Annotated in this window: 25 protein-coding genes; 10 read left to right on the top strand and 15 right to left on the bottom strand. The window is 37.8% G+C overall.

What is annotated here, in order from left to right; translation table 11 throughout:
- Positions 1-18: 18 nt before the first annotated feature.
- From bioA to bioD, 4 genes are read left to right on the top strand one after another with little or no spacing between them, the layout of a single operon-like run.
- Positions 19-1,323: an adenosylmethionine--8-amino-7-oxononanoate transaminase gene (gene bioA / locus HUS24_RS16360; RefSeq protein ID WP_173913021.1), complete on the top strand. Its 1,305-nt coding sequence runs from the start codon at positions 19-21 to the stop codon at positions 1,321-1,323.
- Positions 1,320-2,480: an 8-amino-7-oxononanoate synthase gene (locus tag HUS24_RS16355; protein ID WP_173913020.1), complete on the top strand. Its 1,161-nt coding sequence runs from the start codon at positions 1,320-1,322 to the stop codon at positions 2,478-2,480. Before bioA ends, HUS24_RS16355 begins: the two co-directional genes overlap by 4 nt.
- 7 nt (positions 2,481-2,487) lie before the next feature.
- Positions 2,488-3,276 carry a malonyl-ACP O-methyltransferase BioC gene (bioC, locus tag HUS24_RS16350; RefSeq protein ID WP_173913019.1) on the top strand — a complete coding sequence of 263 codons (789 nt, stop codon included), beginning with the start codon at positions 2,488-2,490 and terminating at the stop codon, positions 3,274-3,276.
- Positions 3,273-3,917 carry a dethiobiotin synthase gene (bioD, locus tag HUS24_RS16345; protein WP_173913018.1) on the top strand — a complete coding sequence of 215 codons (645 nt, stop codon included), beginning with the start codon at positions 3,273-3,275 and terminating at the stop codon, positions 3,915-3,917. The genes bioC and bioD overlap by 4 nt, the downstream gene beginning before the upstream one ends.
- A gap of 148 nt (positions 3,918-4,065) precedes the next feature.
- Here bioD and rluB read toward each other — a convergent pair whose 3' ends face one another.
- Genes rluB through HUS24_RS16330 form a run of 3 tightly spaced genes read right to left on the bottom strand, consistent with a single transcriptional unit; the run spans position 4,066 to position 6,592 of the window.
- The gene (gene rluB / locus HUS24_RS16340) at positions 4,066-5,160 is read right to left on the bottom strand and encodes a 23S rRNA pseudouridine(2605) synthase RluB (RefSeq protein ID WP_173913017.1); all 1,095 of its coding nucleotides are present in this window, start codon (positions 5,158-5,160) and stop codon (positions 4,066-4,068) included.
- 41 nt (positions 5,161-5,201) lie between these two features.
- Entirely contained in the window at positions 5,202-5,804 is a 603-nt protein-coding gene (scpB, locus tag HUS24_RS16335) for an SMC-Scp complex subunit ScpB (protein WP_173913016.1), read from the bottom strand.
- The gene (locus HUS24_RS16330) at positions 5,801-6,592 is read right to left on the bottom strand and encodes a ScpA family protein (RefSeq protein ID WP_173913015.1); all 792 of its coding nucleotides are present in this window, start codon (positions 6,590-6,592) and stop codon (positions 5,801-5,803) included. Before HUS24_RS16330 ends, scpB begins: the two co-directional genes overlap by 4 nt.
- Positions 6,593-6,906: 314 nt before the next feature.
- Between HUS24_RS16330 and HUS24_RS16325 the strand changes: the two genes are divergently transcribed.
- A complete protein-coding gene (locus HUS24_RS16325) occupies positions 6,907-7,620 on the top strand; it encodes a GNAT family N-acetyltransferase (protein ID WP_173913014.1) in 714 nt (237 codons plus the stop codon).
- 34 nt (positions 7,621-7,654) lie between these two features.
- On the opposite strand, the gene HUS24_RS16320 is transcribed toward HUS24_RS16325, so the two are convergent.
- The 11 genes from HUS24_RS16320 to HUS24_RS16270 all read right to left on the bottom strand — a co-directional run bounded on the left by HUS24_RS16320 (position 7,655) and on the right by HUS24_RS16270 (position 15,986).
- Positions 7,655-8,404, bottom strand: a complete 750-nt coding sequence (locus tag HUS24_RS16320) for a hypothetical protein (RefSeq protein ID WP_173913013.1) — start codon at positions 8,402-8,404, stop codon at positions 7,655-7,657.
- A gap of 115 nt (positions 8,405-8,519) precedes the next feature.
- Positions 8,520-8,792, bottom strand: a complete 273-nt coding sequence (locus HUS24_RS16315; RefSeq protein ID WP_254433890.1) for a hypothetical protein — start codon at positions 8,790-8,792, stop codon at positions 8,520-8,522.
- A gap of 472 nt (positions 8,793-9,264) precedes the next feature.
- Positions 9,265-9,744 (bottom strand): flavin reductase, encoded by a 480-nt coding sequence (locus tag HUS24_RS16310; RefSeq protein WP_065994158.1) that lies wholly within the window; start codon positions 9,742-9,744, stop codon positions 9,265-9,267.
- Between the two features lie 125 nt (positions 9,745-9,869).
- Complete coding sequence (locus HUS24_RS16305) at positions 9,870-10,898, bottom strand: methionine synthase (RefSeq protein ID WP_173913012.1); 1,029 nt, start codon at positions 10,896-10,898, stop codon at positions 9,870-9,872.
- Positions 10,899-10,925: 27 nt separating this feature from the next.
- Positions 10,926-11,918 (bottom strand): DUF1852 domain-containing protein, encoded by a 993-nt coding sequence (locus HUS24_RS16300; protein ID WP_173913011.1) that lies wholly within the window; start codon positions 11,916-11,918, stop codon positions 10,926-10,928.
- 357 nt (positions 11,919-12,275) lie between these two features.
- Positions 12,276-12,749 (bottom strand): peptidoglycan-binding protein LysM, encoded by a 474-nt coding sequence (gene lysM, locus HUS24_RS16295; RefSeq protein WP_171531651.1) that lies wholly within the window; start codon positions 12,747-12,749, stop codon positions 12,276-12,278.
- Positions 12,750-12,959: 210 nt separating this feature from the next.
- On the bottom strand, positions 12,960-13,196 hold the full coding sequence (gene acpP / locus HUS24_RS16290) for an acyl carrier protein (protein ID WP_065994154.1): 237 nt from the start codon (positions 13,194-13,196) through the stop codon (positions 12,960-12,962).
- A gap of 85 nt (positions 13,197-13,281) precedes the next feature.
- A complete protein-coding gene (gene fabG / locus HUS24_RS16285; RefSeq protein ID WP_173913010.1) occupies positions 13,282-14,016 on the bottom strand; it encodes a 3-oxoacyl-ACP reductase FabG in 735 nt (244 codons plus the stop codon).
- Complete coding sequence (gene fabD, locus HUS24_RS16280; RefSeq protein ID WP_173913009.1) at positions 14,013-14,999, bottom strand: ACP S-malonyltransferase; 987 nt, start codon at positions 14,997-14,999, stop codon at positions 14,013-14,015. The genes fabG and fabD overlap by 4 nt, the downstream gene beginning before the upstream one ends.
- Before the next feature lie 162 nt (positions 15,000-15,161).
- Positions 15,162-15,347: a 50S ribosomal protein L32 gene (gene rpmF / locus HUS24_RS16275; protein ID WP_004723964.1), complete on the bottom strand. Its 186-nt coding sequence runs from the start codon at positions 15,345-15,347 to the stop codon at positions 15,162-15,164.
- Positions 15,348-15,422: 75 nt separating this feature from the next.
- Positions 15,423-15,986: a DUF177 domain-containing protein gene (locus tag HUS24_RS16270; protein WP_171531648.1), complete on the bottom strand. Its 564-nt coding sequence runs from the start codon at positions 15,984-15,986 to the stop codon at positions 15,423-15,425.
- Between the two features lie 97 nt (positions 15,987-16,083).
- Between HUS24_RS16270 and HUS24_RS16265 the strand changes: the two genes are divergently transcribed.
- From HUS24_RS16265 to HUS24_RS16255, 3 genes are all read left to right on the top strand, one after another.
- Entirely contained in the window at positions 16,084-16,746 is a 663-nt protein-coding gene (locus HUS24_RS16265) for an elongation factor P hydroxylase (protein ID WP_173913008.1), read from the top strand.
- 82 nt (positions 16,747-16,828) lie between these two features.
- Positions 16,829-17,446 (top strand): L-threonylcarbamoyladenylate synthase, encoded by a 618-nt coding sequence (locus tag HUS24_RS16260; RefSeq protein WP_065994149.1) that lies wholly within the window; start codon positions 16,829-16,831, stop codon positions 17,444-17,446.
- A gap of 235 nt (positions 17,447-17,681) precedes the next feature.
- A complete protein-coding gene (locus HUS24_RS16255) occupies positions 17,682-18,911 on the top strand; it encodes an NADH:flavin oxidoreductase/NADH oxidase family protein (RefSeq protein ID WP_173913007.1) in 1,230 nt (409 codons plus the stop codon).
- Positions 18,912-19,107: 196 nt separating this feature from the next.
- Here the strand turns inward: HUS24_RS16255 and HUS24_RS16250 are convergent, their stop codons facing one another.
- Positions 19,108-20,220: an acetoacetate decarboxylase gene (locus HUS24_RS16250; RefSeq protein WP_173913099.1), complete on the bottom strand. Its 1,113-nt coding sequence runs from the start codon at positions 20,218-20,220 to the stop codon at positions 19,108-19,110.
- 151 nt (positions 20,221-20,371) lie between these two features.
- Here HUS24_RS16250 and HUS24_RS16245 point away from each other — a divergent pair, with 151 nt between their 5' ends.
- Positions 20,372-20,788: a MerR family transcriptional regulator gene (locus tag HUS24_RS16245; RefSeq protein ID WP_173913006.1), complete on the top strand. Its 417-nt coding sequence runs from the start codon at positions 20,372-20,374 to the stop codon at positions 20,786-20,788.
- 216 nt (positions 20,789-21,004) lie between these two features.
- Positions 21,005-21,784 (top strand): type 1 glutamine amidotransferase domain-containing protein, encoded by a 780-nt coding sequence (locus HUS24_RS16240; RefSeq protein WP_254433895.1) that lies wholly within the window; start codon positions 21,005-21,007, stop codon positions 21,782-21,784.
- Positions 21,785-22,389 lie beyond the last annotated feature (605 nt).

Here is a 22,389-nt window from a genome sequence, read left to right as displayed (position 1 = left end):
AAATAAAGGAGGTTAAGGATGACCGATTCAAATCATGGATTAACTGATCAGCAATTTGATCTGGAACATATTTGGCATCCTTATACTTCGATGATCAATCCACTACCTACCTTTAAGGTCAAAAGGGCACAAGGGGCACTGATTGAACTTGAAGGTGGTCGACAACTGATAGATGGTATGTCGTCATGGTGGTGTGCGATTCATGGTTATAATCACCCTGAACTCAATCAAGCCGTAACGGATCAATTACAAAATATGTCGCATATTATGTTTGGTGGTTTCACCCATGAGCCTGCGATTCAACTTGGCAAATTACTATTAAAAATTACGCCTCCCAGTTTAAATAAAATCTTCTTTGCGGATTCTGGTTCAGTTGCAGTCGAAGTGGCATTAAAAATGGCAGTACAGTTTTGGAGTGCGCAAGGCAAACCAGCAAAGACCAATTTTGTGACACCTCGTTCGGGCTATCATGGGGATACTTGGAATGCCATGTCGGTCTGTGATCCAGTCACAGGCATGCATCAGATTTTTGGTTCAAGCCTGCCTAATCGGATTTTTGTACCCGCACCGCAAATTGCGTTTGATGAAGAATGGAATCAAAACGATATTGTCGAACTTGAAAACACTTTAGCCGCACAACATGAAAATATTGCTGCTTTTATTGTTGAGCCGATTGTACAAGGTGCAGGCGGAATGCGTTTTTATCATCCTGAATACTTACATCAAGCCAAGCGACTTTGTGAAAAATATAATATTTTGCTGATCTTTGATGAAATCGCGACGGGGTTTGGGCGCACAGGTAAGCTTTTTGCATGGGAATGGGCAGGTGTTGAACCTGACATCATGTGCATTGGCAAAGGTTTGACAGGTGGATATATGACTTTATCAGCGACACTAACTACAAAAAAAGTCGCTGAAACCATTAGTCAGGGCGAAGCAGGCGTGTTTATGCATGGCCCAACTTTTATGGCTAACCCATTGGCGTGTGCAGTTGCTGTGAAAAGTACTGAACTGCTGATTTCACAGGATTGGCAAAGTAATATTCAACGCATTGAACAACAATTAACACATCAGCTTGCGCCATTATCAACTTTAGATTATGTCAAAAATGTACGTGTTTTAGGTGCAATTGGTGTGGTAGAACTGACTTTTAATGTCGATATGAAAATTTTACAACAGGAGTTTGTCGAGCGTGGTATTTGGATTCGTCCATTTGGCAAACTGGTCTATGTGATGCCACCTTATATTATTTCTGAGCAACAACTCAACACTTTATTAGAACAGTTGGTTGAAGTCGTACAGAACATGGAGAATGTCAAATGAGTCATTTGCTTGAACATTTTTCAATACAATTGGACGACTTAAAGCAGCAAGGTAATTTTCGTCAATTCACTGCCAATGTTCAACAAGGTCGCTATATTCAGATCAATGATCGAAACATGTTGAATCTCGCATCTAATGACTACTTAGGTTTAAATGCCGATCTACAGTTTCGTGAACAGTTTTTTGATGAAACACCGAATGATCAGCGTTGGATGAGTTCTACATCTTCACGCTTGCTCACAGGCAATTTCCCTGAATATGAACAGCTTGAAACAAGTTTAACCCAAGCTTTTCATGGTCGTGCAGCACTGTTATTTAACACTGGTTATCATATGAATATCGGAATTTTACCTGCACTTGCTGACAGTAAGACTCTCATTTTGGCTGATAAGTTGATTCATGCCAGTATGATCGATGGGATTCGTTTATCGACTGCAAAATACGTGCGTTATCGTCATAATGATTTGCTGCATCTTACTCAACTCTTACAAAAGTATCATGATGATGAGGCTTTTGAACGCATTATTGTCGTGACTGAATCTATTTTTAGTATGGATGGTGATGAAACAGATTTGGCAGAACTGGTGCGTATTAAAAAGCAATTTTGCAAAGTGATGCTTTATGTCGATGAAGCACATGCAATCGGGGTACGGGGTGAGCAAGGTTTAGGCTGTGCTGAACAATATGGCATGATTGATGAGATTGACCTTTTGGTTGGAACATTTGGTAAAGCACTTGCTTCGATTGGTGGTTATTTGATTTGTCATCGCATTATTCGTGATTATTTGATTAACTCAATGCGGCCACTTATTTTTAGTACCGCACAACCACCGATCTGTATGGCGTGGACAGATTTTATTTTTAAAAAAGTGTTACATCTAAATTCAAAACGTCAGCATTTACAGCAGATTAGTCAAACTTTACAGCAAAATGTGCAAGCCAAAGGTTTTGCTTGTCCTTCGACTTCGCATATTGTTCCTGTAATTATTGGCGCATCTACGCAGACTGTAGAAAAAGCCAAAGCTTTGCAAGATGCAGGCTTTTATATCATGCCTGTGCGTCCACCGACTGTGCCGCAACAAAGTTCACGTTTACGCATTTCGCTCACTGCTCAGATTACTCACACTGATCTTGAACAGTTGATTCAGCTATTGTGAGCCAATTGTGAAGAATTTAAATATTGACAAATCCAGAGTTGCTTTGCGCTTTGCTCAAGCAGGACAAAGTTATACAGAACATGCCATTGTACAAAAACAGATAACACAGCATTTATTTGATTTAATAGAAAAATATTGTCCAGAATTGTTTAGTAAATACTTGGAAAATGTCTTGGAAATCGGTTGTGGTTCGGGTAACTTAACTCATTTAATGATTAAAAAAATACAGATTAATTATTTGATTTTAAATGATTTATATCCTGAGATTCAGCAGCACTTTTTAAATTATCAAAATCTTGATTATCTGATTGGTGATATTGAACAACTTAAATTTCCACAAAATTTAGATCTTGTTGCTTCAAGTTCAGCCTTACAATGGATCAATGATTTAGATGGGGTGTTGAAAAAGATTCATCACAGCCTTAACTATCAAGGTTTTTTATGTTTTTCTACTTTTGGGCAGCAGAATTTAAAGCAAATTAAAAGCTTAACAGGGCAAGGTTTGGAGTATTTAAGTCTTGAAAATATTCAGGAAAAATTACAACAACATGGTTTGGAAATTTTACATATTTCTGAGCAAACCCAAGTATTAAGTTTCGAGCATCCAAAGCAAGTTTTACAACATTTAAAAGCCACAGGCGTGACGGCAACAGCCTCTAATTTTCGTTGGACTAAGCACAGTCTGCAAGATTTTTATTCAAATTATCAGCAGTTTCTATTTCAAAATGAGCATGAACAGCAAGTGTACGCACTAAGCTATCATCCTATTTATTGTATTGCACGGAGAATGTCATGACAGGTTCAGTTTACTTCATTAGTGGCATTGACACAGGCATTGGCAAAACGTATACCACTGGCTATTTGGCAAAACTTTGGAATGAACAAGGCAAGAAAACCATTACCCAAAAACTGATTCAGACAGGTAATACCGATATTTCTGAAGATATTGAACAGCATCGTCAGATTATGGGGATGGGGTGGTTTGCTGAAGACGAAAGCAAGCTTACTATGCCTGAGATTTTTACTTATCCTGCATCGCCGCATCTTGCGACTAAAATTGATGGTCGTGAGATTGATTTCTCAAAAATTGAAAATGCCACAGCACAACTAGCTGAAAAATATGACGTTGTATTGCTTGAAGGTGCAGGTGGTTTAATGGTGCCTTTAACCACAGATCTACTCACGATTGATTATGTGGCTGAAAAAAATCTTCCTGTCATTCTGGTTACTTCAGGACGTTTGGGCAGTATTAACCACACCATTCTGAGTTTAGAAGCACTAAAAAGTCGTGGTTTAGCATTATATGCTTTGGCTTATAATTTAAAAGATGGATCACAGGATGAATTAATTTCTAAAGACACCGCAGAATACTTAAAAGCATATTTAGCAAAATATTTTCCTGATAGTCTCTGGTTGGATATTCCTGTCATCTCTTAGAAAAATTATAGGAACAATGCCTAAAAAATGAGTTGATCATAGATAAAAATGAGCCAATCTATTTTTTATTGTTTTAGTAACATATTGATTGAAATCATAAAAAACCACTATCGAGATAGTGGTTTAATTTTTTAGATTAATTTACCATTTAGGGTTTGTTAAATCCCTTTTTTAAACCGAAAGGTTTACGTTGAGAGAATTTATTTTCATCACGGCTTTGGTTATTAAAATTATTGCCAGAGCGTTCACGATTTGCATCAAAACGTGGAGCAGGGCGTTCAGAACGAAAATCGCTGCGCTCACGATTGCCATAAGAACGATCTTGACGGTCTGAACGATTATCTTGACGTTGATTATAGTGATGATTGTCTTGACCTTCATGTTGGTCTTGCTCAGTATCACGACGTTGTTGACGTAAATATCCCCCACGACGTGCAGCCATAGGTTTGTCTTGCATACGATCGTTACGGCGTTTCGCCATACCAAATAAGCCTGTACCTTGACGTGGTTTAAGCTCTACGATTTTTGCTAAGTTGTCGATGTCTTGTTTATCAAGTTCCATCCAACGACCTGTACGAAGCTCACGTGGTAAAATCACCGTACCATAACGCGTACGCAATAAGCGACTGACTTTTAAACCTTGTGATTCAAAGATACGACGAACCTCACGGTTACGACCTTCTTTTACAACCACTTGATACCAACGGTTGATGCCTTCACCACCAATTTCAGTAAATGACTCAAATTTTGCAGGACCGTCGTCTAAAACTACGCCATTGAGCATGTTTTTACGCAATTCTGGCGTAACTTCACCCATGACACGCACTGCATATTCTCGTTCGATTTCATTCGATGGATGCATCAAACGATTGGCAAGTTCACCATCATTGGTAAATAACAACAAACCTGTTGAGTTGATATCTAAACGACCCACCATAACCCAGCGGTCATTACTGATCGGTGGTAAATGTTCAAATACAGTAGGACGGGATTCAGGGTCGTTACGTGAACAAATTTCACCTTCAGGTTTATAGTAAATCAAAACACGGCGGCGAATTTCATCTTCAATTTGGAACTGAACTTTACGACCATCGATGCGAAGCTCATCAGTTGGTTCAATACGTTCACCCACTTGAGCAACTTGACCGTTGACACTCACACGACCAGCAGCGATGACTTCTTCCATATAACGGCGAGAGCCTAATCCTACTCGTGCGAGTACCTTTTGCAATTTTTCACTCATGACAGCATAACCTTAGAAATAATGATCAACAGTGTACCTATTCACGACTTTGGTGCTTGCGCATCCAATGCCATAAAAGCTTCCTTGGCATCCTGTAGGGGAGGCAATTGACCTAATGAAGCTAGACCAAAAGCATTTAAAAACTGGGGCGTTGTGACTAACAACGCAGGTCGTCCTGGGAGTTCACGAAAACCAGATTCTTTAATCCAGTTCCATTCAAATAATGTTCGGAGTATTTGACTATTATTTGTTACTCCACGGATTTGCTCAATATCAGCTCGGGTCACGGGCTGATGATAAGCAATCACTGAAATGGTTTCTAACAGTGACGGGGATAACTTGGTTGGACGTTCAGGCCAAACTTGGGTAATGATATTGCGATATTTTGCACGAACTTGAAAACGATAACCCTGTGCAACTTCAACCAATTCAATCGAACGACCGTGTTGTAAGACAGACAATTGCTGCAAATAATTTTGCAATTGTTGTTTTGAATATTGATTTTGAAACGCTTCTTTTAAGCGTGCAATAGACACGGGTGCATCACTGGCAAAAATAATCGCTTCGATTTGCATCAATACTTCATGATGATGCTCGTGTTGAGAGTCATCTATATTAAACACATTATTTTGATCAATGGTCATGCGGCAGCTCCTTGAATTGCAAGCGGCATATCCAGTCCACTAGAAATAATCTGTATTTTCTGTTGGCGTGTCAGTTCTAAAACTGCCATAAAAGTAACCACCATGCCCATACGACCTTGAGTAGGCAAAAGTAAACTTTCAAAGCTTAAAACCTGTCCAGATTCGATCATTTTTTCAATATAAGCAATACGTTCTTCAAGTAATACAGGCTCATGCTCAATTTTATGAATGATAGGTTCAGGACGATTAAAAATACAATACAAAGCATCACGCAGCATGTCTACGTCATAACCTTCGTATACGGTAGCTGTTTGCCCAATAGACACATTTGTTGGGAAAATATCACGTTCAAATACAGGCATTTGCCCTAAACGCTCAGCAGCTTGTTTAATTCTTAAATAGGTTTCTAAACGATCAATTAACGCTTGTTTTGGATCTTTCTCCAGCGTCATTGTTTTCGGTTTAGGTAACAACAAACGAGATTTTAAATCAGCTAACAACGCAGCCATCACCATATAATCTGCGGTCAGCTCTATATTCAACGACTTCATGCTGTCCATATAGGCTAAATACTGACTAGCAATCGGGGCGATATCCAACTGAAGTAAATCAAAGCCATTTTTTTGAATGAGATAAATCAGAAAGTCGAGTGGTCCTTCGAAATGATCTAATAAAATTTCGAATGCAGCAGGTGGAATGTATAAATCCTCAGGGATGGAATCTTGCCACTCATCGAGTACTCGTATGTGTGGTGTATTTTCCATTGAGCTATGGACTGATTGCGTCATTACCGTTTTTAGCCACGCGAATTTTCAAAGGCATGTTAGGCGATTCGGGAGATCACTTTTCAATGTTAGGAGAGGTGAAGTGATATTCGAATTGCATTGAATATAAAAGTGTTCATATTCTAAATTAAAAAGCAAAGAGAATAAATTGTTAATATCAATAAAAATGAAAAAACCTTAAAATAAATAGGGGACATTTTTTTCCGTGATACAGGTTTTTAAGCTGTATTGTCCAACAATTATACTGAATTCAACTAGAAAAATAGATAAAAAACGGGCATATTGCTAAATGTTTTTATGGTGAAAAATTATCAAAAATGCAGAATTTTCAACAATATCAACTTAATGCGTTTGGACAAAAAGTTGGCAAAACTCTAACATCAACTTCACCTAAACACTTTCAAGCCGATATTTTAACAGGTCAAGCTGTACGCTTAATCCCGATACACCGTGATATTTTACACAGTAATGCTTTCTCATATTTGTGGCGTGCCATAGAAAGTGAACCAAGTCACGCTTGTTGGACATATTTGCCTTATTCAGCATTTAGTTTTCAGATTCAACTTGAGCAAGCGCTAAAAAATAATTTTGGTTTTGTTGGTTCGCACCATTTTTTAATTGAAATTGACCACAAAATATTGGGGTGGATTGCTTTGATCAATCAACGTGCTGAGCATGCTGCGATTGAAATCGGCAATGTATATTTTTCCCATCAAATGAAACGCAGTATTGCAGCCACCGAAGCAGTTTATTTGCTATTAAAAGCATGTTTTGAGCAAGGCTTTAGACGTGTGGAATGGAAGTGTGATGATTTAAATAAGCCTTCTCGAAAAGCAGCTTTACGTTTTGGTTTTCAGTTTGAGGGGATTTTCAGACAGGATCGCATTTCTAAAGGCAATAATCGCAATACTGCTTGGTTTTCGATGTTGGATGAAGAGTGGCAAACGATTCAAAACGCCTATGAAACGTGGCTCAACCCTGAAAATTTTGATGAAAATGGTCAGCAAAAAACACGTTTGCAGACCGTATAGTATTGTTAAAGTATTTCTTGTAAATGGCAATGGTTTAAATTTCAAACCAAGCCAACATGAAAAGACACAGTACAACGCCCACGATAGTACATATCTTTAAAGCAGTTGGAAAATATTTCCAAGACAGTTGTGTACTGCCATATAAATATAAGCTTTCAGCTTTAGAAATGGGATGGATGATGATGCCAAGTCCGAGCATCAGCATGAAAGGCAGTACGAAAGCAAGTTTGATGAGGTTTTGTGGTGGAGCAATCAGGATATATGCAAGAAGTCCCCCACTTAACAGGCTCATAAAAATACCAATGAAACGTGTCTTGCGTCTTTCTGGAGCAAATTGTTGCGCTAAGGTATTTTCATCTACATGCGATGACCGACGTTCAGGATCGGCTTGAATTTGAGTGACTTGTCGAATGGCGTTAAAAATTTGAACATATTGTTTAAACTTGAATAAACAAAATATAGTTATGAGGATGGACAATAGCGCGACACCTAAAAATATAGGTTCAAAAATCTGTTTTTGTAGTTGTTCCCAACTCATCCATATACAAACTAAAGCAACCAACATTGCAATGAGTGCAGTAAAGAAAAACTGAACACATTTCATAAAAATCTGAGCATTGATCATATTTTTACGGGTTGCAAAGGTGGGGGCGTCCGCACCACTTGGAAGCTGTCCAGTCAATTTGTCAGTTAAAAGATCAAGGTCTAAACCTAAACTTTGTTGACCTACGCCAAATTGAATAATATTGCTCAAACGTTGGATTTCTAATTCTACTTTATTCATTTTATACTTTTGGTTTTTAATGGAAGCTTGGACAATATTAAATCGAGTTGTATGGTTTTTCTAATTTATTATTTCAATAAAAATAAAGTTTTAAGTGAATGATTTTAACTAGTGTTTAAGCATCATGAATAGCATATTCAATGATGCGTAAACACTGATCTTGTAAACAAGTATTGGAGGTTTGCATTTCCTCAAAAAGCTCAAGAACGATAAAAATCTCTAAAAAATACTCAAGTTTTTCATCGTTAATGATGGTTGGCAGAGAATCTGTAATAACTTTGGCATTGGACTGCAAATGCCAAGGTTTTTCTGCATAAATGATTCCATCTTCAGCAAACTCTTGAATATTGAGCAACACATAAAATAAATCCATAGACACTTTCTGCATGCTAAAACTTATACCATTCTTGGAAAATAACATAATATAAGTGGTTTTTTTTGACGGAGTCTTACATCTAAAGTTTATATTTAGGGGCTAGCCTTCGGCTCGACCTACTTTTGTTTCGACAAAAGTAGGCAAAACCATTGTCATCCGCAAAACTCGACAAATACCGCAAATTGATTGATGTATTGCAAAAACATATTCAATCTTTGGTAGTCCTGCCTCGGACAATTGCGGATGACGTTTTCACGTCTCAATTTATGATTGGAAGCAGAAAAAGTCATTTCAAAAATATATTATAAAACTTTTATTGATTGGTATTAATTCTAAAATGTCTGGATCATTAACACCATGAGAAGTTTTAGGGTTTACTCGTGATTTAGCGATATCGTTGCTTAGCGAAAACTTGATTGATCTGTGTAGTCATTCAGGCAATATGAAGTCACATTTGTGTCGTGACCTAAAGTTTTATGTTTGTTTACACAGCCACTTGATGATAGGCACGATTAAAATAAACCAAACTGTGATCTTGTGGATTTTGCTGAATGGCAACAATTGGACAGATAAAGATCGTATGCGTACCCACCTCTTGAATCTGTTCAATCTGACAATCAAAACTGACCAACGCATCTTCTAGAACAGGAGCACCTGTTGCTAATTCAGTCCAAGTGCCATGTTTAAAGCGTTCTTCAGAACTCATTTTTGATGCAAATACATTGGACAAATGTTCATGTTGTGCAGCCAAAACATTCACAGTTAATATTTTACTTTCAACAAAATAAGCATGTGAACGAGATGACTTATTCATACAGACCAATAATGTCGGTGGGGTATCAGTAACACTGCATACAGCCGATGCTGTGAATCCATGATAACCAGACTCGCCTACAGTAGTTACAACATTGACTGCACTTGTTAATGACGACATTGCATTTTTAAAGACTGTTGCTTCAACCATGACTATATTCCTATGTATCTGAAGAATCACATTGAACTGTGAAGTTTCTTCAGATTCAGCTTTGAACAATGAAGGATTTTTTGACAATCCTATAGCATCCTTTGTTTGCAAAGGATGCTTGAAAACTATTTGGATAATTCTTGACGAATAATAGCTGCACCAGCACTTAAAGCATGTAGTTTGCCACGCGCCACTTCACGAGCAAGGGGTGCCATACCACAGTTAGTTGAAGGATAAAGTTTATCTGCATCAACAAATTGTAGTGCTTTACGCAAAGTATTTGCCACTTCTTCAGGAGTTTCGATATTATTGGTTGCGACATCTATCGCACCTACCATGACTTTTTTACCACGAATCAATTCGATTAAATCCATAGGTACGCGTGAGTTTTGGCATTCCAAAGACACGATATCAATCTTGGACTTTTGCAGTTTTGGGAAGGCTTCTTCATATTGGCGCCATTCTGAACCGAGCGTTTTTTTCCAATCAGTATTGGCTTTAATACCATAACCGTAGCATATATGCACCGCAGTTTCACATTTTAGTCCTTCAAGCGCACGTTCTAAAGTGGCTACGCCCCAATCATTGACTTCATCAAAAAAAACGTTAAATGCAGGCTCATCAAACTGAATAATATCTACACCTGCAGCTTCTAATTCACGTGCTTCTTGATTTAAAATTTTAGCAAATTCCCAAGCCAATTTTTCACGGCTTTTATAATGACCATCATATAAGGTATCAATCATGGTCATTGGGCCAGGAAGCGCCCATTTAATTGGTTGATCAGTCAATGAACGTAAAAATTTTGCATCGTCTACAAAAACAGGTTTTTGACGGGAGACAGCACCAACCACAGAAGGAACGCTGGCATCATAACGATCACGGATTTTTACTGTTTCACGTTTTTCAAAATCTACGCCATCAAGATGCTCAATAAAAGTCGTCACAAAGTGCTGACGAGTTTGTTCACCATCGCTAACAATATCAATGCCTGCCTGTTGCTGCTCATGCAAAGACAAACGCAATGCATCGAGTTTGCCATCAATTAATTCCTGATCTTGCAACTTCCACGGTGACCAAAGTTTTTCAGGTTCAGCAAGCCATGATGGTTTAGGTAAGCTGCCTGCGGTAGAGGTCGGGAGTAAAATATTCATGCTGTATATCTTCTATCTTCAGTAAATTTAAGCGACTTGATTGTTCAGGGAGAATCTTGCAGCCCATCGCTGAAGAACATCATGGTAAGGCTTAATGAAGTTTTCTTCCGTCCATTTACCTTGTTTTACAGCCAACTGACCACGTTCAACACGGTCATAGACGATACGCGTTAATGAATAATCAGGATACTCTAAACTTGGTTGATAAACCTGACCTGCATTTGAATTAGCATTGTAAATTTCAGGACGGTAAATCTTTTGGAAAGTTTCCATCGTGCTGATAGCACTGATCAACTCAATATCCGTATAATCTTGCAATAAGTCACCGCTAAAATAAAATGCTAATGGTGCTACTGCATGAGCAGGCATAAAATAGCGAACCGTTAAGCCCATTTTTGCAAAATATTCGTCCGTACGTGAATACTCATCATTGGTATATTCCACACCGAGTACAGGATGAATATTCGCAGTACGATAATAGGTTTTAGAGGTAGAAACACTTAAGCAAATCACGGGTTGCTTAACAAACTCGGCTTTAAATACCTCCGAATTTACAAGAAATTGATATAATTTACCGTGTAAATCCCCAAAATCTTCAGGTTTATTGGTACCTGTATTTTCTTTTAAATATTCAGGAAGAACCACACTAAAATCATAATCACGCACATAAGAAGAAAAACTATTACCAATCATGCCTTCAAAACGCTGTTGGGTTTTATGATCTATAACTGTGCTTTTCAACATTTCAATAAATGGAAATGTCTGACCATTCCCTTCAATATCAATATCAGCAGAGATGATGTCCAGTTCAATTGAATAACGATCACCTTTTGGATTGTCCACATTTGCTAGGGCATTGAAGCGATTATTGATCATTCTTAGGGTATTACGTAAGTTTTCTTGGCGGAACTCACCACGTGCAAGGTTTGCAAAATTAGTGGTCAAACGAGTGCTGTTCGCTGGAAGATAGTTTTCATCAAAACGAATACGTTTAATTGCACATGTAAATTTTTCACTCATGGGATATGTACCTCAAAATTTTTTAAAACTTAAAATTTCTGTATGGCGTTATTTATACTTGAATCCAAACATGAATAAAAATGATTTAATCTAAGTCAAAGATGAGAAAAATTCACTTTATATCTAAAAGGTCTGTTAAGTTGTTTAAAAAGCAAATTTATTTTATAAAAATATGATATAAAAATTTATTAAATATTTAAATGAATTTTTAAAATAAATTATTATTACAATAGCTTATTTTTTTGTGAGTGTGTTTTATACGTAAATTAGTGAGTGCTATTTTTGATGATTTTAATCCCTAAATAAATTTCTAACATAAAAAACGCACCGAAAATCGGTGCGTTTGTATGTCTATCCTTACGCAGGAATACGTAATACTTGACCTGGGAAGATATCATCCGCATTTTTTAGTAATGGGCGATTTGCTTCAAAGATTTTATTGTATTGGTTTGGATCACCATAAAATTCTTTAGAAATCTTAGATAAGTTATCACCAGATTTTACTGTGTAGAACTTACTTTCAGGTTCTGGCGCGGCAACGGTCATTTGATCGTCTACTTGCGCAACATGGTCAATATTACCCACGGCTAAGATGATTTTTTCTTTATCTGCCTGTGTTTGGACTTGACCTTTGATGGTTGCTAGATCTGATGCGCCATTATAACTGACCGATAAACCTGTAACAGGTAAACCAAGTGCTTTGATGTGACCGAGTAATTTGTTTGCAATTTCTTGTGCAGATGGTTCAGCAGGTGTTGCTGGCGCTGCTTGTGGCTCAGCAGGTGCTGTATTTTTTTTACCAATACCTTTAATAAAATCAAAAAGACCCATTGTGTTTCTCCGTATAAATTTAAGTTTTATCTAATGAAGCGTTATAAAAATTTGCACTCTATTTTTATAACTAAAAAATATACTGAAATTGGTTGTCATTGGTGAGAGAAAAGTAACGATATGTAACCAATGTTTTTGATTTATAAATAAAAAAAGCCACCAAAATGGTGGCTTTAATTGTTGATGATTACGCATCAAACATTCAACAGATTAACCAAGTTTTTTAGTCACATAGTCAATAGCTGATTGAACAGTGGTAATTTCATTTGAGTCTTCATCAGGAATTGTGATGTCAAAGTCATTTTCGAAAGACATTACAAGCTCAACTAAGTCTAGAGAGTCAGCACCTAAGTCATCCATGAAAGATGCTTCGTTTTTGATCTCTTCAGCTTTCATACCTAATTGTTCTGCAACAGCTTGTTTAATGCGTTGTTCGATATCGCTCACAGGAATTCTCCTCATTGCTTGTGGCGGCTTTTGATTGCCTATAGTTTAATTGAATATTGAAATTTTTCAAAGTTAATACATGACATTAAGCCATGTATAAACCACCATTTACATGTAATACTGTACCAGTGATGTAACTTGCTTTGTCAGAAGCTAAAAAGCTCACTGCATTTGCAATGTCTTGTGGCTCACCAAAACGATTTAACGCTACTTGATCACTCATTTTTTTGCGAATGTCTTCGCTCAACTGCTCAGTCATTTCTGTGGCAATAAAACCTGGTGCAATGCAATTCACTGTGATTTGACGGCTTCCCATCTCTTTGGCAAGACTACGGCTAAATGCTTCAATCCCTGCTTTGGCAGCAGAGTAGTTTGCTTGACCTGGATTTGCAAAGTGTGCAACCACAGAGCTGATATTAATAATACGACCGAAACGTGCTTTGGTCATACCTTTGAGTACACGTTTAGATAAACGGAAAACAGCTTTAAGATGAATATTTAAAATATCATCCCAATCTGCTTCTGACATACGCAGTAACAAATTATCTTTGGTAATGCCTGCATTATTCACCAAGATCAACACTGAACCATATTTTTGTTCAATGTCTGAAACCAGTGCATCAATCGCTTCACCATCACGTACATCTAATACTGCACCAGCACCATTTTCGGCAAATGTTGCTGTTAATTTTTCTGCACCAGCGTCAGAAGTCGCTGTACCTACTACAAAATAACCGTCTAAAATAAGTTGCTGAGCAATGGCTGCGCCAATCCCTCTGCTTGCGCCTGTCACTAATGCGACTTTGCGTTGTTGTGTCATGCAATTTTTCCTTCTGCCACTAAGATGGCATTCAGTGCATCTTCCATGCGACTTTGTGTGTCAATTGGGAATGCTTTTTCGATGTTCGGCAAGCGTTTTGCAAGATTCGCCAATACATTACCTGGACCACATTCAACCATATATTGAATACCTTGATCTTGTAGGTATTGCATGGTTTTGGTCCATTGAACTGACTGATATAATTGTGCAGTCAATGCTTGGCGTAAAGTAGCAACATCAGTTGCAATCGCTGCGTTGACATTTTGTATTACAGGAATACTCGGTAGCTCAATGGCAGTTTGTTCCAAAGCTTGCGCAAACTGTTCTGCTGCAGGTTTCATCAGTGAACAGTGCGACGGTACCGATACGGGCAGGGCAATGGCTTTCCCTCCATTTTCTTTGGTACTTTCCATGACTGCATCAACTAAGGTTTTATCACCTGCAATAACCACTTGACCTTGTGCATTGTAATTTGCCGCTTCAACTGAGCCACGACCTTGAATATTGACTTGTTCGCAAAGTTCGATGACTTTGGCATCATCTAAGCCAAGAATTGCAGCCATAGCACCTTGACCTTGTGGGACAGCAGATTGCATCAGTTGACCACGTAAATGCACTAATTTCACTGCATCTGCTAATGAAATGGCATTTCCCGCCACCAATGCACTGTATTCACCGAGTGAATGTCCTGCTAAATATTTAGGGGCGATACCGCCTAAGTTTAGCCATACACGCCACATTGCAATACTTGCTGTAAGCAAAACAGGCTGAGTATTTTCTGTTTGATTTAAACCTTCACCGCTTTGTGCAATGTGCCATAAGTCAAAACCAACAGCTTCTGAAGCTTCTGTAAATGTTTCTGTAACCACAGCAAACTGTTCTGCAAGTTCAGCCAGCATGCCCACTTTTTGTGAGCCTTGACCAGGAAACAAAAATGCAGTTTTGGTTGCTTGAGCTGCTTGCTCCAGTTGTTTAGCAGACATATAAAAGTCCTTTCTTCATACTTAGCTCGTTTCCGATGCGGCAATTTAACATTAAAAAAATTAAAATTTAATTGCCAAATACAACAAAAATCAAGGTAAAAAAAAGGGAGCTGAATGCTCCCAATTTTTTCACCAAGCTTTCGCTTAATGCATTATCAACAATTATTCAGCATCAGCTGCTTTAGCGAATAATTGACGACCACGGTAAAAACCATCTTTAGTCACGTGGTGACGACGGTGAGTTTCACCTGTAGTTTGGTCTACAGTTAATGCATTCTCGGTTAAAGCGTCATGTGAACGGCGCATGTCACGGCGAGAGCGACTTTTACGGTTTTGCTGAACGGCCATGATGGCTCCTTACAAAGATCGAAAAAATGGATCAGAACAATTCGGTTGTCTTAACTAACCATTATAACATAAAAATTAGTTAAGTTTACCTTTTAAACTTGCTAAAACATCAAACGGATTGTCCCGTTTTTCTTCAACAATGTCCTGATCGACTGGCTGATGTTTATGTTCACAAGCAGCATGCTTAGGAGACATGGGCATCAACGTTATCAACTCATCTTCTATTAGTGAAAGTAAATCAGCTGTAGCAGGGGTATTACTTGCATAATCTCCCTGAGAAGTTGCTTCACTTTCGCCTAAGACGATGTAATCAGCATCCTCATCCAAGCGCTCTATCAGTGACTCATCATCGATCAAAGCTATATGGAAATCTGAACTAAGTTCAATTTCAACAGGTTCCAAACAACGTTGGCACTCCATTGGAACTTTGGTTTCAGCGTGACCATCTAACCATACGATGCGATGATAGGCATCCATTGATAGTGTACAGTCTATATTGACCAATTGATCATCAATTGATCCAACAGCTTCACGAGCAATACGAACACAGCGAGACAATGGCAGTGTACCTGACCATGTAAAGCCCTGTTCAGCCCATTTAAACGGCTCAATCTGTGCCGGAAAGGTTTTTGCTGACATAATTAAGGCGGCAATTCTACAAATTCATCGGTACTCTGTCAAAGATTAAGATACAATTTTGTACTTATTTAGACAGATCATTTGGGTAATTCAAGTCATGCATCAGTTGCAGCCGCAACCTGAAGTCAAAACTTCATTACAGTTAAACACTTCTTCGACATTAAATTCTGCTGAAAAATCAAACGCTGCGCAACGTTTACAGTGGAATGATTTAAATACAGAAGCTCAACACGTCGATTGGCTTATCTTACACTTTAATCAATGGTTTTCCCACTTAAATGTACAACTTGTTCGTGGTGATTTTGAACCTGAATATTTTCCAGCAACAAAAGATATGCCAGCGCGTATTCAGTTTGCACATGGCTATTTTAATAGTGCATTACATGAAATCAGTCATTGGACAATTGCAGGGGAGCAGCGCCGTTTATTACCTGATTTAGGTTATTGGTATGCACCCGATGGTCGTACTGCCGAACAGCAAGCATTGTTTGAGCAAGTTGAGATTAAACCACAAGCCATCGAATGGTTATTTGCTCAAGCCTTTGGGCGAAAATTTCGTGTATCTTTAGATAATCTTACGGGTGAAGGTGGAGATGGCGCGACATTTAAAGATGATGTTTTTGCCCAAGTACAACGCTATTTTTCAGGTGAAGCCAAACTTCCTCGAGATGCAAAATATTTTATTGAACAGGTTTGTGCTTGTACAAGAAGTGGCAAAACATTACAAATTGTTGAGTTTCAGCGTGAAATGCTTGATTAATTTACATAAATCAACATAGTGAGATTGCAACTGTTGCTTTAAGCAAGTGATAATGAATGAAAAATATTCAGGAGAGAAAAATATGCTGCATTTAAGAGTTCATCCTGACAATCCACAACCTCGTCTCATTAGCCAAGCTGTAGAACGCATTCGTGCTGGCGATGTAGTGGTCTATCCAACTGACGCTGCCTATGCGATTGGCTGTCAGATTGGAAATAAAAATGCGATGGAACGTATTACACAAATTCGAGGTTTGGGGCCAAAGCATCAATATGCCATTATTTGTGCCGATTTATCGGATATTGCAACTTATGCAAAAGTCGATAATGCAATGTATCGATTACTTAAGGCAAATACCCCTGCAGTGACCACGTTTATTTTACCTGCAACCAGTGAAGTGCCACGTCGTTTGATGCATCCTAAAAAGAAAACCATTGGTTTGCGTGTACCGAGCAATGCGGTATGTCAAATGCTACTCAAAGAGTTGGGTGAGCCTTTGCTGACCAGTACTTTGATTTTACCGAATCAAGAGCAACCTTTAGATGATCCTTTTGATATCGAACAGCAATTGGAGAAGCGTATAGATGTATTTATTGACAGTGGCTTAGGCACACTTACAACCACGAGCATTGTTGATCTATCAGGTGCTAATCCTGAAATCGTGCGTCGTGGTGTCGGTGATGTGAGTGCTTTTGAATAAGTGCTCAGATTAGAAAATAAAAAACATAACAGTTATTTAAAATTTCTTCACGGAATTTAATGCTGAGCTCACCAACAGGAATTGATTGAAATGTATTTAAAGTGATGGATATTTTTTGAAGTGATTGAGCAACTTTGTGGTTGCTCTTTTTTTTTGAGAAATTTCAGATTTACCACTTGACCTTAAAGTTTACTTTAAACTTAAAGTGTATCTTAACTTAAATGAGGTACACATCATGCATATTTTTAAATCATTAAATCTTCCCAATGGTCAAGTGATTGTAAACCGTCTTGCCAAAGCTGCGATGGAAGAAAACATGGCAGATTTAGACCATCTTCCTGCACAAAATTTATTTAACTTATATCAAGCTTGGGCTGAAGGTGGCGTAGGTCTAATCATTACAGGCAATGTGATGGTGGATCGTCGTGCAATGACAGGGCCGGGCGGTGTGGTTTTAGAAAGTGATGAACATTTAGCAGTATTTAAACAATGGGCAAAAATTGGACGTTCCCATAATGCACAATTTTGGATGCAAATTAATCACCCAGGGCGTCAAATGCAGTCAAATATGGGACAGCAAACTTGGGCACCTTCAGCAATTCCTCTTGATTTAGGGAAAATGTCGAATAAATTTGCTCTCCCGATCGAAATGACACAAGCGATGATTGATGAAGTGATTCAACGTTTTGCCCATACAGCGCAACTCGCTGAACAAGCTGGTTTCACAGGTGTGGAGATTCATGCTGCACATGGTTATTTGCTTAGTCAGTTTTTATCACCATTGAGTAATCAGCGCAAAGATCAATGGGGCGGTTCGTTAGAAAATCGTGCACGACTTCTTATAGAAATCGTGAAAGCAGTTCGTGTAGTAGTCTCAAAAGAATTTGCTGTTGCGGTTAAACTTAATTCAGCAGACTTTCAACGTGGTGGCTTTAGTGCAGATGATGCCAAGCAAGTTGTAGAGATGTTAAATACTTTAGCTGTGGATTTGGTTGAGTTATCAGGGGGCAGTTATGAAGCACCTGCGATGCAAGGACAGGCACGTGATGGGAGAACTTTGGCACGTGAAGCTTATTTTTTAGAGTTTGCGACAGAAATTAAAAAAATTGCCAAGATGCCGATCATGATCACGGGAGGAATCCGACGTAGAGCAGTGGCTGAACATGTACTAGAAAGTGGTGTAGAAATGGTGGGAATTGCAACTGCTTTAGCAATCGAACCCAATTTACCGAATACATGGAAATCAGCAAATAACGATGCGCCACAATTAAAACCGATTCGTTGGAAAAATAAAGCACTTGCCTCAGTGGCAAATATGTCAGCTGTAAAATATCAATTACGCAAACTTAGCAAAGGCAAAGCGACCAATGCGAAGGTTTCTCCAGTTTGGGCATTGATTTTGCAGCAATGGGCAATGACCAAACGAACAAAACAATATCGTCAAGCAATGGCAAGTAGAAGCTAATTCAACATTTAAAAAATCAAAAGAGTGTCGTATGGCACTCTTTTTTATACATTTTGGTTTTATATTTATTAAGATCAATCAAAAATACATTATGGATCATGTGTATTAAATGGATGGTGAAGGATGAAGTTCTGTTTTGATCAAAAAAGAAAAGCGTGATGTATTCACCACGCTATTGTTCAGTCAAAAAGAAAATCTATTGATTATTCCACTCATCAATGGGTGTTGGCATATGCAAAGCCAGTTGAGTATCTTTAATCACGTCCATGCGCAAGATTTTTTTTGCGCCAAGTTGATCAAGTAGTTGACTGACAGGCCCACCATTGCGTTTTAATTCAACTTTTTTAGGAAATAATTTTTGTGCAAATGTCAAATGATTGGCTTGTACATAAGAGCTATACCAAATGCCATCAACTTGATTGAGCATGGTTTTCTTTTCTTGATGGGAAAGGTTTTTGACCGCTTTTAGTTTTGGGGTCGGTGCAGACAAGCTGATATCAATATTGCCATGTGTATCATATAAATTTGCTTGCACACGATCCTCTATTTTTACATCGATTGCAGTCAGCCATTTTGGTAAGTTGTAACCATATACACCACGCACGCGCGCAATTTCAGTGTCTACAGGCAATGCCAAAACATACCCATAATAATCACGTTGGCGAATAGATGACATTAACTCACTAATATTTGAACCTTCGGCATTGGGACGACGTACCACCACAGCCACGGAAACCTCATCATAAGGATCGTTATCACAAATGTTATAGGCAAAAAAAGTAAGAGAAACTAAACCATAACCTGGAATAGGACTTAATGCTTCAACTTTGGCAGGTAATTTGGCTTTTAGCTTGTCCAAGGGCGCAAGCATAAGCAATTGTACTTGGCTACTTTGGTAATAATAGTTTGGTGACCAGACTTTTCCGACCCGAGTATCGACGAGTTTTTTTGGAGTTTTTCTAAAAAATTCAACATTTCCAATCCCAGATTCTTTCGCTACTTGCTCTAAATCAGGTTGTGTATGAAAGCGATCATAGAAACCCCCTTTAGGTACTTGAACTTTATGAGTTCCAAACTCAACCGTGACAAATTCCGTCGCATTTGGATATTGTGTACGTGGTTGATCTGCAATGACAAGATTTGGACTGAAAGTATGGCTTTTATTTTGCATTGCTAACTTCTCTGAAGGATTGGAACTATTAAGGTCATGCGTAACTGCACTATTACTTGTTGCAAAAGCAGCATGTGCACATGTCAAACTTGTAAAAAGGGCAAGCACAGATTGCCTTAAACTTAATTTTTTCAACATCATCTTTGGCTCAACTTGAAATGTTGAATTTATGCTATGTTTAAAGTTGACTTTAAGGTCAATAGGTTTTTTAAAGTTTTTAAAAATGAGGAGTACTTGAATATTCTTTATAAAAAGCCTAAAGTAAACTTGAATGTATATGGGTTTTAATATGAACATTAGTGAGCTTTCAAAGTTAAGTGGCTTAAATGCACCGACGATTCGTTATTATGAACAGATTAAGTTATTACCCAAACCACAACGATTGGCAAATGGCTATCGTCGCTATTCAGAAAATGATTTACAACAATTAATGTTAATCAAACAAGCGCAACAAGTCGGATTTACTTTGGAAGAAATAAAAGCATTAGTTCCAGCCAATATGAGCAGTTGGAATCATGATACGATCATCGCAGCTTTGGATGAAAAAATTAAAGATATCAATAAAATGCAAAAAATATTGACTGAAAATAAAAAGAATATCTTACAACTAATTGATTCAATTAAAAATAAACCTGAAGACATGAGCTGTGGTGAAAATGCACAACGTTTGATGAAGATGTATTTGAGCGAACCTGAGCAGGTTTAAGCAAATAAAAATATCAATTCAAAGCTCAATTCTACGCAACGCCTATATTTTTATTAAAAACACGGATGTTTAAAAACCCACATTTAAAATTAAGTAAAAAGATTAAAAATAGGCTTGACCTTCAACTTAACTTTAACCTTATACTCATTGTGACATCTCTAAAAGGTTAGCACCATGATCAATCGTGAGTGGGTAAAATCTCATATTATTCAGCAAATGCTTGTTGTTTTGACAACTTTGTTTGCAATACCTGTTAGCTCTGCAAATCAGTCAAATACTGCAGATCGGGTTTCGGCACAATCCAAAGGTAAGATTTTGGTGGTGATGACCAATCACGCTAAATATCCCTCACGTGAAGATACGACAGGGCTGTGGGTGACTGAACTAACACACTTTTATGATGTCGCACAGCAAGCAGGCTATGAAATGGACTTTGTCAGTCCGCAAGGTGGTGTTGTACCTTTAGATGAGCGTAGTCAAAAATGGATTTATATGGATAAAGCGGCACGTGCTCATCTGGCTGATCTTGATTTTAACAGTCGTTTAAATCACACCTTAAAACCAAGTGAGGTTAAGGCTGCTGATTATAAAGCGATTTATTTTACAGGTGGGCATGGGGTGATGTGGGATTTTCCTAACAATCTTGAACTTACGGCATTGGCTGAACAAATTTATGATCAAGGCGGTGTCGTGTCTGCAGTTTGTCATGGGGTTGCTGGAGTATTGGCACTGAAAGATCAACAGGGCAAGCCTTTAATTGCCAATCGTAAAGTAACGGGATTTTCAAACTTGGAAGAATCTCTCTCAGGGATGAAAAAACAAGTGCCATTTTTCCTTGAAGATAACTTGAAATCCAAAGGGGCTTCTTACTCAAAGGGATTATTGCCCTTTACCTCTTATGTTGTGGTCGATGATCGAATAATCACAGGACAAAATCCACAGTCGCCACGTCAAGTAGCTGAGGAAGTTGTGAAAAGATTGAATAAGATCAAGTAATCAGTAGATTTTCTCTGACTATTAAAAATAGGATGGTGTTTTTAACGTACATTATTAATCAAAATGACCGCTGTAAAGAATGTAAAAGATAGTTTGTAAAATCAACTATGATGAATCATGGTTGATTTTACTTAGATGACTTTAGATATTTTGTTTTTAAATAATTGATTTAAAATAAATTTCTTGCAATAGGTTTTTTTGATTTCAACGTAAACGCTGCTGTATTTTTTTGTGGAACAATTTTTGATCCCAAAACTATCTAAGAAAAAATGATTGTTATGAACAAGACTGTATCTCACTTATCTTTGTGATCTTCATCCTGAACAAACGGGAATTCCCTAAAAATAATTAAACTTAAAAGTAGAAAAATGTGGGGGGATAGGCGAAGAAAAGAGAGAATGGCTCATTGGTTTGAGAAATACTCTTTAAAGCTATTCTGTAGAATGTATGAGAAATTAAGTATTTTCTATATTTTCGAATGGATATGTTAAAGGCGATGCGGATGCTACTGTCAGCATCGCAAAACTGAGAAAAGATAAGAAAAAAATATAGCTATATTTCACTTTAAAGCCCCAATTATTTTACTAATGCTTTAAGGATTATGA

The sequence above is a fragment of the Acinetobacter sp. Marseille-Q1618 genome (genome assembly GCF_902809855.1).
In the GTDB taxonomy this organism is placed as follows: domain Bacteria; phylum Pseudomonadota; class Gammaproteobacteria; order Pseudomonadales; family Moraxellaceae; genus Acinetobacter.
Note: the sequence above shows the minus strand (reverse complement) of the source record. Positions and strands in the feature narration are given on the sequence as shown.